The following is a 14,329-nucleotide window of genomic DNA, read 5'->3' as shown; positions in this document are numbered from 1 at the left end:
CGGCTTAGACGGCCTCCACCGCACGATGGGGATCGGACCAATGTGCGCCCGATCCCCATTGTGCATAGCTGCCGGCCGGACTGTCCGGCGCCGCGCTGCCGTCTGGTGGTTTCGCGCTCTCCACAACCGCGTCGGGTCTGCTCTATAGGGCGTCGAGTCCGTGTTCTCTGGTGCGGACGCGTACCACCAGGTCGATCTGAGTGGTCCAGACGCTGCCGTCTGATCCGTCAGTGGCCATAATTTTGCTGATCACTCGGGTGAGGTCGGCGAGTTCGTCGTCGGGCACTAGCAGGTCGATTTTGACGCTGGGTTGGGCGTTGACGGCGAACCGCTGACCACGGTAAATCTGGATGTGGGCGGTCTCCTGGGAGATTTGGTGGACCTGGTCAACGGTCATTCCGCGCACGCCGAACAAGGTGAGTGCGTCCTTGATCGCCTCGAAAACTGGCGGTCGTATTACCGCGGTGATGAGTTTCATCCCCTATCGCCCCGCCACGCTCACGGCCTGCCGCCCGGCGGGCGGGCTTAGCCCGCTCCTGGTTCGGCGTCGGTGGCCAGCTCGACCCGGTGCGCGCCGGTCGGTGGTGCGATGGCTGGGGATGGTTGGCTGGCGTGGACCAGTGCGTCGTCGGGGTAGGCCTCTTCTTCGTGCGCGGCGACGTCGCCGATTTCCAGGTCCTCGTCGGGCATGCGGAGGTTCATGAACAGGCTGAGGAATTTCAGAATCAGGAATGTGATCAGTGCGTCCCAGACGATGACGGTGAGGGCGGCGCCGGCTTGCACCGCTAGTTGCGTTGGGTTTCCGTAGAAGAGCCCGGTGGCGCTGAATCCGGTGGTGCCGTCCTTGTTGAGGTACTCAACGATGTGAGGATCGGCCAGCAGGCCTACCAGTAGTCCGCCGGCCAAGCCGGCGACGCCGTGGGTGTGGACGACGCCGAGCGTGTCGTCGACTCTGGAGAACAGTCGTGTCCTGGCGAGTTTGTTCCAGGACAGCCACACCAGGGCGGAGGCGATCAGTCCGATCAGTAGCGCGCCGAGGCCGTTCACAAATCCCGCAGCGGGGGTGATGGCGACCAACCCGGAGATCATGCCGTTGATCGAGCCGAGGAAGGTCGGTTTGCGCTGGGGGCTAAGGAACATGTCCAGCAGCAGCCAGGTCAAAAGTGCGGTGGCGGTGGCGAGGTTGGTGTTGATGACGGCGGTGGCCGCGTCGGCGCCGGCGAAGTAGGGGTCGCCGCCGTTGAAGCCGTTCCATCCAAGCCACAGGATCCCGGCGCCGACGGCGGCCATCGGCAGGTTGTTGGGTACCGCGCGGGCTCGATCGCGGGCCAGTCGGGGGCCGATCACGGCCGCGGCGACGAATCCGGTGGTACCGGCGGCGAGGTGGATGACGTAGCCGCCGCTGTAGTCCAGCGCACCCCGGGGTGCTTGCGCCCACCAGCCGCCGCCCCACAGCAAGAACGCGTTCACCGAGTACGCGAGGGTGGACCACAACGGCACGAAAATCAGCCACACCTTGAAGTTGATCCGGCCGATCACGCTGCCTAGGAACAGCAGCGGCGTGATCGCGGCGAACACGAACTGGAAGTAGGCCAGTGTGGACTGCGAGAAGTGGAAGTCGGGCATACCCCCGTTGAGCAGCGGAATGTTCGCCTGGGCCTGAGTTCCGTCACCGAGCAACGTGTGCGGCACGCCCACGAAGTTCCCGAGAATCCCCGGGCCAAGATGCAGCGGGTTGCCGAAACCCATGTTGAAACCCCAGAGCACCCACACCAGCAACACTAGAGAAAACCCGGTGAACGCCATATGGCGTGCCTCCCACATTTCGGATAGCGGACCCAATAAGGTTCCGTCCGAATTGGAGGAAGATCGATGCGGGAGAAGCGCCGGAGATTCAGCCCGGAGTTCAAGTCTGAGGCGGTTCGACTTGTGGTCGACACCTCGCGTCCTGTCGCTGAGGTTGCCCGCGAGATAGGCGTGCACGAAGGCACTCTCGGGAACTGGGTCAACAAGTATCGCGCCGAGCATGCCAGCGACGAGCCACCGTTGACTATGCCAGAGCGAGCACGCCTGCGGGAACTCGAGCGCGAGAACCGGGAATTGCGCATGAAAACCGAGTTCCTGGGAAAGGCAGCGGCCTTTTTCGCCCAGGAGTATCGGTGAGCGAGAAGTACTCGTTCATCGAGGCGGAGAAGGCGCACTACCCCATTCAGACAATGTGCGGCTGGTTGCGTGTGTCGACCTCAGGTTTCTACTCCTGGCGAGACCGGCCTGCCTCACACACGGCGATCCGTCGCGCACGACTGGGCGCGCTCGTCCAGGCGATCTTCGAGGAGTCGGACGGGACGTATGGCTATCGGCGGGTCCACGCGGCCCTGGCCCGCCAGGGCGAGGTATGCGGACCGGAGATGGTCCGCGACCTCATGTCTGAGCTGGATCTGGTCACCTGCCAGCCACGACCGTGGCGTCCGACCACGACCCAAGCCGGCGAGGGCGCCGCGAGCATCCCCGACTTGGTGGGTCGCGACTTCACCGCCGACGCGCCGGGCAAGAAGCTCGTCGGTGATATCACGTACCTGCCGACATGGCAGGGGTTCTGTTACCTGGCAACCGTGATCGACTGCTGCACCAAAGAATGCATCGGCTACGCGATCGCCGAGCATATGCGCGCCGAACTCGTCATCGACGCGCTCCGCATGGCCTCCCGAAACTACGACCTAGAAAGCGAAGCGATTTTCCATAGCGATCACGGATCCCAATATCTGAGCCAGGCCTTCGCCGAGGCGGCGGCTCAACTCGACATTCGACAATCAGTCGGCCGAGTAGGCTCATGTTTCGACAATGCCCTCGCCGAATCGTTCAACGCCACTCTGAAGGTGGAGCGCGTCAACCGCACCGCCTACCCTACAAGAGAACACGCCCGAAAGGATGTAACCCGATACATCGAGTTCCGCTATAATCTCAAGCGTCTCCACTCGGCGCTGGCCTACCGAACTCCACGAGAGGCCTACAACGAGTACCAAAATCAGCGGCAAGCGGCATAACAACACGAATAATAGCTATCCGAAAAACGCGGGGCAGCCCAATAAGCATGGTGTTCACGGCCCATTTCTTCTGGACTAGTCCGCCGTAGAGGACAGCGATCCCCGGCAGGCTCATCAAACCGACTAATGTGGCGGCCGCTAGCTGCCACGCAGTGTCTCCAGCATCGACCCAGTTCGGATAGGGAATCATCAGCGGTGGCCTTCCTCCCTTGCCCAGCAGAGGACCGGCCACCCCCAGTCAACGCCGAGCATTACTGTTGTCTGTGATCTGCCTCACTTCCGCGAGCTCAGTTTCCGCCCGTGTTGTTTCGGCTGGGTAACCGAAGTTAACTAGACGTGACAGTCTTCTGAGACGCTCACATTGAGCCGCCACGGCGAGGACCTTCGCCAGGGGGCGCCGATCAGGAAGGTCTCACCACTGCAGTCAAGGAATGGACACGGTTGCTGGGGTAAACCCGGCCAGTCGGCACTGGGGGCGGGTGAGCATCGCGATGTGGTCACTTTCCGAATACGCCGATCGACACCAGTCGCGCGCGGGCTGACCGCACTCATGCCGCATCGCTGCACCCGTCGAGCTGGCAACCATCAGCGTGACGCACCCGTCGTGGGATCGGCGGTAGTCTCCAGGACCGGTCGCCGCCCAGGCACAGACTCCCGCAACTGCGGCCGACGCGATCAGCAGACCCGTCCTGGCCACAAGACGGCGACGCGGGCTCCTTCGAGACTGCACGTCCTCGCGCGACTCCCACGACGAGGGCGGAGTACTCGTTCCCAAGGTTCACCTCGTAGACGGGCCCGAACAGTGTGGACGTGAGTCACTGTCTGTCGAAGTCTCGGCATGGGCGTTCGTTGACAGGCAGCGACGTGGCCTGAACGAGAATGTGCCGTGAAGGGCCAGATGGCAACCCTCGACGGCCGTGGCCTGGCTCCCCGCCGCGACCGGCTTCGATGCCGCGCGGGTGTGGCTCAGGTCGCGGACAGTGAGCTTCCTTCTGTTGCCGGCGCTCATCGAAGATCACCAGTCTTGCTCAGCGAAGCTGACCATCCTGGCATGCGCAGAGTACCGCTCAGGTGGTGCTGTTTGTGATCACCTCCGGGGCGGGGATGTGGGCGGCTTTGGCGGGCACCACCACCGCGATGATAAGGCGAGTTCGTGGTGGCGCATGGCATCGGGCTGGGCGCGTCCTCCATCCCGTACGGCTTCGCCGCCGCCACCGACCCGGAGTACGTCGCCGCCGCGGTCGGGGCCGTCACCGGCGCTGACATCGCCGTGCTCTACGTGCCCGGGATCGCCACCCTGGGCGAGCTGGAGGCCGCCCAGGACGCCGGCGCGAACACGGTGCGCGTCGCGGTGCACTGCACCGAGGCGGACTGCGCCGAGCAGCCCGTGCGGTGGGCGCGGGAGCGGGGCCTGCGGGTGATGTGCTTCCTGATGATGAGCCACACGCTGACACCGGGGCGGCTGGCCGAACAGGCCCGCAAGCTGGACGCCTACGGCGGCAAGGTGAGTTACGTGGTGGACTCCGCCGGTGCCATGGTGCCCCGCGACGCCGCCGCCCGGGTTGCCGCGCTGCGGGGGGCGGTGGACGCGGAGGTCGGCTTCCACGCGCACAACAACCTGGGCGTGGGCGTTGCGAACGCGCTGGTGGCGGCCGACGAGGGGCCTACCTACCTCGACGATTCGCTGCGCGGGCTGGGCGCCAGTGCCGGCAGTGCGCAGACCGAGGTACTGGCGGCGGCGTTGGAGCGGGCCGGCTACCACACCGGCGTGGACCTGTTCCCGCTGTTCGACACCGCCGAGCAGGTGGTGGCGCCGCTGATGGACGCCCCGCGGCTCGTGGACGCCACGGCTCAGGGATCGATGGCGGGCTTTTCTGGTGACTCCGGCGACGTTGCTGCGCTGGCACCGGGAGCTGATCGCCCGCCGTTGGATCTACCCTTCGAGCGGGCGGAACCGGCGAGGGTTGCCGGAGGCGACGGTCGATCTGGTCGCGCGTCTGGCCAGGGAGAACCCTCGCTGGGGCTGTCTGCGGATCGTGGGCAAGGGCGCGCAAGGTCGGGGTGGTTGTCTCGTCGACATCGGTGCGGGCGATTCCGCGGTGTCATGGTCTGGGGCCGGCACCGCGTCGTGGCGGGCCCAGTGGGGTGGAATTGCTGCGCGCTCAAGCGGCAGGCACCGTGGTGACTGACTTCTTCACCGTGGAGACGATTGGCCTGACCCGGCTTAACGTGCTGTTCTTGGTCGAGGTGGATCGGCGCCGCGTGCAGCTGGCCGGGATCACTGCACACCCGACGGGCGCGTGGGTCACCCAGCAGGCGCGCGATCTGCTGATGGATGTGGGGGAGCGGGCTGAGCAGTTCCGGTTTCTGATCCGTGATCGGGACGCCAAGTTTTCTGCCTGCTTCGACGCCGTGTTCGTTGGTGCCGGTATTGGCGTGCTGAAGATTCCACCGCGAGCGCCACGGGCGAATGCCTACGCCGAGCGGTGGGTTCGTGCGGTGCGGACGGAATGCCTGGACTGGATTCTCATCTGGAACCAGGCGCAGCTGTATCGGGGTGTTGAGCGTCTACCTGGCGCACTACAACTCGGCCCGGCCCCACCGAGGGCTGGACTTGGAGGTCGCTGTCCCACTCGACACTGTCTGGCGTGCCTCCCACATTTCGGATAGCGGACCCAATAAGGTTCCGTCCGAATTGGAGGAAGATCGATGCGGGAGAAGCGCCGGAGATTCAGCCCGGAGTTCAAGTCTGAGGCGGTTCGACTTGTGGTCGACACCTCGCGTCCTGTCGCTGAGGTTGCCCGCGAGATAGGCGTGCACGAAGGCACTCTCGGGAACTGGGTCAACAAGTATCGCGCCGAGCATGCCAGCGACGAGCCACCGTTGACTATGCCAGAGCGAGCACGCCTGCGGGAACTCGAGCGCGAGAACCGGGAATTGCGCATGAAAACCGAGTTCCTGGGAAAGGCAGCGGCCTTTTTCGCCCAGGAGTATCGGTGAGCGAGAAGTACTCGTTCATCGAGGCGGAGAAGGCGCACTACCCCATTCAGACAATGTGCGGCTGGTTGCGTGTGTCGACCTCAGGTTTCTACTCCTGGCGAGACCGGCCTGCCTCACACACGGCGATCCGTCGCGCACGACTGGGCGCGCTCGTCCAGGCGATCTTCGAGGAGTCGGACGGGACGTATGGCTATCGGCGGGTCCACGCGGCCCTGGCCCGCCAGGGCGAGGTATGCGGACCGGAGATGGTCCGCGACCTCATGTCTGAGCTGGATCTGGTCACCTGCCAGCCACGACCGTGGCGTCCGACCACGACCCAAGCCGGCGAGGGCGCCGCGAGCATCCCCGACTTGGTGGGTCGCGACTTCACCGCCGACGCGCCGGGCAAGAAGCTCGTCGGTGATATCACGTACCTGCCGACATGGCAGGGGTTCTGTTACCTGGCAACCGTGATCGACTGCTGCACCAAAGAATGCATCGGCTACGCGATCGCCGAGCATATGCGCGCCGAACTCGTCATCGACGCGCTCCGCATGGCCTCCCGAAACTACGACCTAGAAAGCGAAGCGATTTTCCATAGCGATCACGGATCCCAATATCTGAGCCAGGCCTTCGCCGAGGCGGCGGCTCAACTCGACATTCGACAATCAGTCGGCCGAGTAGGCTCATGTTTCGACAATGCCCTCGCCGAATCGTTCAACGCCACTCTGAAGGTGGAGCGCGTCAACCGCACCGCCTACCCTACAAGAGAACACGCCCGAAAGGATGTAACCCGATACATCGAGTTCCGCTATAATCTCAAGCGTCTCCACTCGGCGCTGGCCTACCGAACTCCACGAGAGGCCTACAACGAGTACCAAAATCAGCGGCAAGCGGCATAACAACACGAATAATAGCTATCCGAAAAACGCGGGGCAGCCCAGTCCGGGGCGCGGTGGGGGATGGCGCCTGTGCCTCGGACGGGGCGATCGAGCGCCTGAATGTGCTCGGCGGACTCATTCACGAATATTGTCAGGCTGCCTGATCTCCTCCTGGCGGAACCGATCCTTGTCACGCCTAGGAAAAATGGCCGTGCACAGCGGCGTCACCACCTCCTCGGCCTAGCCGACGAGGTGGTGGCCTGGACAACCTGCGAGACGGGCACGCAACCTGATGGCGCGGAACCGCAAAACCAACGATCCGACGAAAGCGCAAGCGCGATCGTGGATTGCGCCGCCCCCGCTGATAGCGACCGCAACCGTGAGATTGCACCCTTCACCAAGTGCTGCTGGCGGCTTACCTGCGCCAGCTGTGTGGGCTCACCGGCACCCATGACCGATGCGGTATGTCCGACCGCAGAGCCTCCACCGTGCTGTTCGACGGCCGCACTGTGTCGATCACTGAGACGCTGGCGCCCGGGGCGCTGTCGGTGCCCTGGTTGGTGACGTAACCGTGGTGGCCGTCCGGGGTGATCACGACGCTCGAGGGGCCGAAGCCGACCGGGATGGTGGCGGTGACCCTGTTGGTGGTGGTGTCGATGACCGAGACAGTGGTGCCCGGGGCGCTGTCGGTGCCCTGATTGGTGACGTAACCGTAGTGGCCGTCCGGGGTGATCACGACGCTCGAGGGGCCGAAGCCGACCGGGATGGTGGCGGTGACCCTGTTGGTGGTGGTGTCGATGACCGAGACAGTGGAGCTCGCGATGGTGTCGTTGCCATGGTTGGTGACATAGGCGTGGTGGCCATCGGGGGTGATCGCCACACTGAGTGGATTCGGTCCTACCGAGATGGTCCTTGTCGTCTTGTTGGTGAGGGGATTGATAACTGATACGGAGTTGGCGGCGCCAAGCGTGACGTAGCCGCGGCGGCCGTCGGGGGTGAGTGCCACGCCCGAGGGGCCGAAGCCGACCAGGATGGTCGCGGTGAGGGTGTTGGTGGTGGTGTCGATCACGGAGACGGTGGTGCCGGCGATTGAGCCGGAGCCGGCGTTGGGCACGTAGACGTCGCGGCCGTCGGCGGTGATAGCCACGCCGCTGGGCTCACGGCCGACCGGGACGGTGGCGGTGACCGTGTCGTTGACGGTGTCGATCACTGATACCGAGTTGGCGTCGCCGTTGGCGACGTAGACGTAGCCGCCACCGGGGGTGATCGCCACGCCAGAGGGGCCAACGCCGACCGGGACGGTCGCGATAACCGTGTTGGTGGCTGTGTCGATCACCGAGACGGTATTGCCAGCCATTGCGCCAGAGCCGGCGTTGGGCACGTAGGCCCGGCGACCGTCGGGGCTAATGGCCACAGCGGAGGGGCCCTGGCCGACGGAGATGACGCCGGGCGTGCTCCTCGAGGGTTGCGGCGATGCCGTAGCCAATGCCGACGTTGCCGGCAGGATGCTCGGCGCGTGCCACGTCTGGGGAATCAACACGGCGCTCACCACGGCGGTCCCGGTGAGAAGAACCACTGCGGTGAGCACTCCCCACCTGCTCCGCGACGTGGGAGCGGTCGTACCGGGCGTCGACACCGGGTTGTCGGGAGGCTGATCGACCGGGCCCCTACCAGCACCTGGGGTGATTGGCGGACGCGCACCTTCGGTGACCGGTGAATCTGAGGTGAGGGCCTGAGTACGCTGCACGCTTGACCGGTTGGCGGTGGCGATTGCTGTGGCGGCGGGGAGGACGGCGCGGGAGTGCGCAGCCGCCAGCTGGACCCGCCGTACGACCTGTCCTTGGGCGATGGCGCTGCCCAGGGCGGCGGCGCCGAGTGCCACGGCGTGCTTGGGGTGGGCATCAACCACGGTGCGCACACCGAGCGCTTCGGAGACCGTCCGCGCGACCAGCGGAATGCGCGAGGAGCCACCGACCAGCAGCACGGCGGTGAGCTGTGCGGGGTTGACCTGCGCCGAGCGCAGGGTGCGCGCCAACGCCCCGACCGTGGACTCGACCTGGGCGCGTACCAGGTCCTCGAACTGAGCCCTCGTGATGCGCAGGTCGAAGTTCAGCTCGGGCAGAAATACCGGGATGACGGTCTCGGTGACGGTCGAGAGGTCCTCCTTGGCCAGCACGCAGTCCTGACGTACCCTCGCCAGCGCCACACCGGTCCGCTGATCACGGACGTCAAGATTGCTGATCGCCCCGCCCGAGGCGTGATCGATATGGTTGAAGAGGGCATCGTCGAAGTCGATGCCGCCGAGGCGTTCAATGCCCTCCGGGATACCCAGGATCTCTACCCGCCGAGGGTGCGCGTGCAACACCGTCACGTCAAAGGTGCCGCCACCCAGGTCGTAGACCGCGATGAGTTCGCCGTCGCGCAGCCCGCGTGAGGTGGTGTAGTGCGCTGCGGCGGCTTCGGGCTCGCTGAGGGTGTGGGTCGGTGTATCGCTCAGGCCGGCCAGGTGTGCGACCTCGTCGAACAGCCCCCGTCGGAGCGGGCCCCAGGTCGCCGGGTGCGTCAACACGACCTGCTGCGGCGGTGTTCCCTCGGTCTTGGTGACCTTGGCCAGTACATCGCGCAGCAACGTCGCCAACAGTTCAGTGACCGCGAGCGGGGTCCCGGCGAGCCGGATGGGAGTCGGATCGCCGAGGCGGCGCTTGAACTCCCGCGCCACCCGCTCGGGGCTGCTCAGCGCGAGTCGGTTGGCCGCCTCCCCCGTGACCAGGGTGTTGTCCTCGCCCAGGTAGACCAAGGCCGGGGCGACGACCGAACGCTCACCCAGCGTGAACATCTCCAGCTGCGAGCCAGAGGAGAGCGCGGCGGCCACGAACGTCGTGCCCAGGTCAACGCTGAGAAGGTAGCCCACCACACCCCCAGTTGTCGGTCGAAAACCAGCACATGCTAGCGACCCGGGCACCGAGCCATCAGCCGCGCACCCATCGGTCCAATTGCCGGCCTGTTCCGCTGTATCGCCGGAGGCCGGACCGGCCCGCTTCCCTAGCGCCCGGCTGCGGCCACGTCGAGTTCGAGGTTGCCGTAGGTGCCCGGCGTTATCTCCTTCCCGTGGGTCGCCGGGCCGGTGGACACGTGGTTGGCGGGGTTGCCTTGCCAGCTTTCGTACGGACCGACCTCTTCACCCTTCATCAGGAACGCATGGGCGTCGAGCAGTGCCCCCTCGCCCATCGTGACGCCGTAGTGGACGAAGGACTCGATGCCCAGGGTGGTGGCGGCGCCGAGAGTGGTGTAGCCGGACTTGAAGGCGCCGTCTTCGAGGGAGTGGCATTGGATGACGCTGCCGGCGTTGAGGACGGCGTCGTCACCGATGCTGACGAGCGTCTTCTCCGGGATGGCACAGCCGTCGTCGAAGACCCGCCGCCCCATGCGCACGCCCAGGAGCCGCCATAGGATGTTCTTGAACGGGGTGCCGTTGAACGGTGGGGTGGCCAGCAGCTTCCAGAGGCGTTCGTGCCGCCAGAAGTACGGTTCGTAGATTGAGCAAAACTGAGGGCGCAACCGCCGGAACCCCCATGCTGCCCGCTCCACCAACACCCCGATGAGCAGGTTGCCCACTGTCATCAACACGGCCGCCGCGGCGAGTGCGAGGGCGCCGTAGGTGGCTTCGCACGCGGCGGCGAGGGCGCCGATCAGGGTGGCGGTGAAGAGCTGTAGCCACCGTACCGTCAGGAAAAGGATTGCGGTGACGGTGTTGTGCCGGTTTTTTGCCCAGAGCCGTCGCCGGATCTCGTCGGGGGCATCGAGGAAGTCGAAGTCGCTGTCGTGCTCGGTTGATCGGGGAATCTCAAATGGTGGCGAGCCGAGCAGGCCGACGTTCTCCCGGATGGGCCCGTCGATGGGGATCATCACGTTTGAGGCGAGCAGGACGTTGTCGCCGATGCGGGCCTGGGATGGCAAGGCAATGTTGTTACCGAGGAAGTTGCGTTCACCGATGCGGACCTGGGATACCCGGAACGACGTTGCGGAGTAGTCGGCATTCATGATTGACAGCGAGTCGGAGATCATCGTTCCGGTGCCGACGCTGGTCAGGTAAGGCGAGTCGTGTTGCAGGGTGGCACCGAAGTTGGACCCGCATTGCACGACGCGGCTCAGACCGTAGCCCAGCGCGCGCAGATAGTGCACCACCGCCGAGGTGTCGCCGAACAGATCCATGAAGAACGTCGAGTTGGTGATGCCGGTGACCGCCTGCTGGACGAGATGGTGGAACCCGTAGAGCGGGTAGACCTTGTCCGGGGTCATGAACAGGTGCAACAGCCGTGGGACGACCATGATGAAGCCCAGCCCGATTACCAGCCCGCCGAGAAACAGCAACATCGTCGCCACGAGGACAAACAGATAGAAGTTTGGGCTGGTTGGCACGGTGACGTCGAGGTTCAGCAGCGTGTTGAGCATGGGGATGCTGGGCCCGGCAACGCCCACGAGCGCCATCACTGCCGTGCCGGGCAGCAGCAGCCCAAGCAATTGCAGGACGCTATAGGCGAGCTTGCGCAGACTCGAGCAGCGTGCCGGGGGAACGGTGCGGTACTCGGTGGTGGCTGGTTCGGCCGGGCAACCGTGCCAGGTGTGGCCGGCCGGTATCGCCTGCCCGGTCTGCAACGCCGACGAGTGTCCGAGCACCGCGCCGTCGCCCATCCAGGTGCCGATGTCCAGCACGGTCTTCTCTCCCACAACGGCTTGGCACCCGAGGGTTACCGGGCCGAGCTGTATTGCCCCCGAGGTCGCGCGGTAGCCGGTGTAGAAGCAGTCCTTGCGGATCAACGCGCCGTCGCCGATGGTGATCAGGTCGGTGGCCACCGGGATATTGCGTGAATGGATGGTCACCCCCCGGCCGATCTTCGCCCCCAACGCCCGCAGGTAGAACACGAACAACGGTGATCCAGCGAACAGAGCCCACGGGCTGGTCTGAATGAGTACCTTGACCAGCCAGAACCGCAGATAGTCCGAGCTCCAGATCCGGATCTCCTGGGGCTGCCAGGCGCCGACCAGAAGCCACTTCGCCACGATCGGCAGGAGACACAACGCCAGATAGGTCTCCAGGCTGAACATCGCGGCGCGTGCGCATGTGTTGGCCAACCCGACGGCCACCGAGATCCACCCGTAGCCGGTGTCGAGCAGCAGCGCGCCCAGATACATCGCGGCGAGGAACAACAGCAGCTGCATCGCCCCGCACCACACGTACTCCGCGCTGTTGCCCCGGCGGGCGGATGTGGTTGGGGCAGCCGAGGCTTCGGTCTTCACCGCATCGACATCGCACAGGGCCGCGGCGAGCTGGCGGATGGTCGGGTTGAGGTAGATGTCGCGCATCGACATCCGGCCCAGAATGCCCAGGGTGCGGACCTGCGCCGAGAACTGCGCCATCAGCAGTGAGTTCGCGCCGAAATCCTCGAAGAAGTTGGCGACCACCGAGACGTCGTCCACGCCCAAGGTCTGGGCCAGGGTGAGGGCCAGGGCCCGTTCCGTATCTGATGCCGGCGAGACGTGCGCTCCATGCGCGGTTCTGGTGCGCTGACGCGGTGGTGGCAGGTTCTTGCGGTCGGCCTTGTCCTGCGGGGTCATCGGGATGGCGTCGAGGTGTTCGAGGTAGGCCGGCACCATGTAGGAGGGCAACCGCTCCCGTAGGCGCGCATAGATCACCTCGGCGTCGAGGTGCTCGGTGTCGGTACGTAAACTGTAGTAACCGACCAGCTCGGTCGTCTCGCTATCCGGGGAGTAGGTGTCCACTACCGCCGCCGCGATGCCCGGCACCTGTAACAGCACCGACTCGATTTCCGTCAGCTCGATGCGGTAACCGCGGATCTTGACTTGCAGATCGATCCGACCGAGATACTCGATCTCACCGTCGGAATTGACCCGACCCAGGTCGCCCGTGCGGTAGATCCGCCCGGACGGATTAGCCGGGATATCCAGAAAGTCAGGAATGAACGCCCGATCGGTCAGGTCGTCCCGGTTGAGATATCCCCGGGCCAGGCCGATACCGGCGATGCCGATCTCCCCGACCTCACCGCGAGGTAACGCCCGGTACAGGTCCTCGGGGTCCAGGATCACGATGGAGTAAGTGGGTAGCGGCACTCCGATAGTGACCGCCTTCCCTGGGTGGACCTCAGTCCAGGTCGCGGTAACCGTGGCTTCGGTGGGGCCATACACGTTCAGGAAGCGCCGGCCCGGTTTGTGCCAACGGGTGATCAGATCCTGCGGGCACGCCTCCCCGGAGACCAGAAGGAACCGCAGCTGCGGCAGGTCCTCCTCGATGGTGGCCAGCAAGGTCGGCACGCAGCACATCGCGGTGACCTGGCGGCTGGTCAAGAACTCGTGCAGCTCCGCGCCAAGCAGGCTGGCTCCGGGCGGCTTGGGGACCAGCGTCGCACCGCAGATCCACGGCACCCAGATCTCCTCGAAGGAGAAGTCGAACGCAATGGTCAAACCTTGATACACCCGGTCCTGCCACCGGATGCCATACACCTGGGCGGCCACCCGAACGAAGTTGCAGATACTCGGGTGGTCGACCGCCACACCTTTAGGCCGGCCGGTCGAACCCGATGTGTAGACGATGTAGGCCAGCTGATCGATGTGGAAGCCGCGCTCGGCGTCGATCAGTCGGCGCGAGTCCATCTCTGCTACCAATGGGGCCATCTCATCGATGAAGATCATCTCGGCGCCGTTGCCGGTGATGTCGTCGATGCCCTGGACGCGCCCGGGAACATGCGACATTGACAGCACGATCTTGACGTGGGCGTCCTCGACGATGTACGCCAAGCGGTCGGCGGGGAACCCCACGTCGAGCGGAACGTACGCGGCGCTGATCTTCAAGACCGCCAACATCGCCAGGTAGGAGGGCGCGGGTTCGTCAAACAGCAGAGCGATCCGGTCACCGGGCTTGGCGCCGCGCATCCGCAGGTAGCGGGCTAGCTGATTCGCCGAGTGGTCGAGCTCCCCGTATGTCATCACTAGCTCGTCGCAGTCCACCGCGAGGTGCCGCCCCCGCCCGTACCGGCGGATGTAGTCGCAGCGTTCCTCGAACAAGTGGTCCAATCGCTCGCCGTGGCGAGTGCGGGAACCTTGCGCATCACCGTCGGCGACCAGCACTAACTCTTCACCAGACGCTGGGACCGGGCGCTGCTCGATCGCGGTCATGATGTCTCCTCGGATCGCCCGAGTCGCTCGGGTGGGCCTGCCCGCTCGCACCTTGATAGAAGGATTGTCGAGTAGCGGCAACGGCCCCACCGCACACGAGTTGCCTGGCATAGGACTTCGCGCCCATGGCATGGCACGGCTGGACGCAATCGGAGTTCGGTCGCCCATAGCGGTTGGCGCTGCCTACCGGTCACACCTCAGCCGTGGTCGTCGGAGTCTTCTGGTCCTTGGCGA

8 protein-coding genes are annotated in these 14,329 nt (G+C 65.2%); 4 read left to right on the top strand and 4 right to left on the bottom strand.

Features of this window, described 5'->3' with window-relative positions:
* Positions 1–142 precede the first annotated feature (142 nt).
* The gene (locus tag ACTXG6_RS33880) at positions 143–478 is read right to left on the bottom strand and encodes a P-II family nitrogen regulator (RefSeq protein WP_445183440.1); all 336 of its coding nucleotides are present in this window, start codon (positions 476–478) and stop codon (positions 143–145) included.
* Between the two features lie 47 nt (positions 479–525).
* The gene (locus tag ACTXG6_RS33875; protein ID WP_445183439.1) at positions 526–1,983 is read right to left on the bottom strand and encodes an ammonium transporter; all 1,458 of its coding nucleotides are present in this window, start codon (positions 1,981–1,983) and stop codon (positions 526–528) included.
* Between ACTXG6_RS33875 and ACTXG6_RS33870 the strand changes: the two genes are divergently transcribed.
* From ACTXG6_RS33870 to ACTXG6_RS33855, 4 genes are all read left to right on the top strand, one after another.
* A protein-coding gene (locus ACTXG6_RS33870; protein WP_445183371.1) for an IS3 family transposase occupies positions 1,873–3,044 on the top strand; the annotation gives its coding sequence in 2 pieces (ribosomal slippage) (positions 1,873–2,137 and positions 2,137–3,044; 1,173 coding nt in all). The genes ACTXG6_RS33875 and ACTXG6_RS33870 overlap by 111 nt on opposite strands.
* A 1,153-nt stretch (positions 3,045–4,197) precedes the next feature.
* On the top strand, positions 4,198–5,229 hold the full coding sequence (dmpG, locus tag ACTXG6_RS33865; RefSeq protein WP_445183438.1) for a 4-hydroxy-2-oxovalerate aldolase: 1,032 nt from the start codon (positions 4,198–4,200) through the stop codon (positions 5,227–5,229).
* Positions 5,223–5,714: an integrase gene (locus ACTXG6_RS33860; RefSeq protein WP_445183437.1), complete on the top strand. Its 492-nt coding sequence runs from the start codon at positions 5,223–5,225 to the stop codon at positions 5,712–5,714. Before dmpG ends, ACTXG6_RS33860 begins: the two co-directional genes overlap by 7 nt.
* 39 nt (positions 5,715–5,753) lie before the next feature.
* A protein-coding gene (locus ACTXG6_RS33855) for an IS3 family transposase (RefSeq protein WP_445183371.1) occupies positions 5,754–6,925 on the top strand; the annotation gives its coding sequence in 2 pieces (ribosomal slippage) (positions 5,754–6,018 and positions 6,018–6,925; 1,173 coding nt in all).
* Positions 6,926–7,319: 394 nt separating this feature from the next.
* Here the strand turns inward: ACTXG6_RS33855 and ACTXG6_RS33850 are convergent.
* Both ACTXG6_RS33850 and ACTXG6_RS33845 read right to left on the bottom strand, forming a co-directional pair.
* On the bottom strand, positions 7,320–9,818 hold the full coding sequence (locus ACTXG6_RS33850) for an Hsp70 family protein (RefSeq protein ID WP_445183436.1): 2,499 nt from the start codon (positions 9,816–9,818) through the stop codon (positions 7,320–7,322).
* Between the two features lie 128 nt (positions 9,819–9,946).
* A complete protein-coding gene (locus ACTXG6_RS33845; protein ID WP_445183435.1) occupies positions 9,947–14,095 on the bottom strand; it encodes a Pls/PosA family non-ribosomal peptide synthetase in 4,149 nt (1,382 codons plus the stop codon).
* Positions 14,096–14,329: the final 234 nt, after the last annotated feature.

Source organism: Pseudonocardia sp. Cha107L01 (genome assembly GCF_052566575.1).
This window is presented reverse-complemented; position numbering and strand designations above follow the sequence as displayed.

Bases quoted from the DNA above. Each gene is read 5' to 3' on its own strand.
- ACTXG6_RS33880 (WP_445183440.1), bottom strand. From the start codon at position 478: ATGAAACTCATCACCGCGGTAATACGACCGCCAGTTTTCGAGGCGATC.
- ACTXG6_RS33845 (WP_445183435.1), bottom strand. From the start codon at position 14,095: ATGACCGCGATCGAGCAGCGCCCGGTCCCAGCGTCTGGTGAAGAGTTA.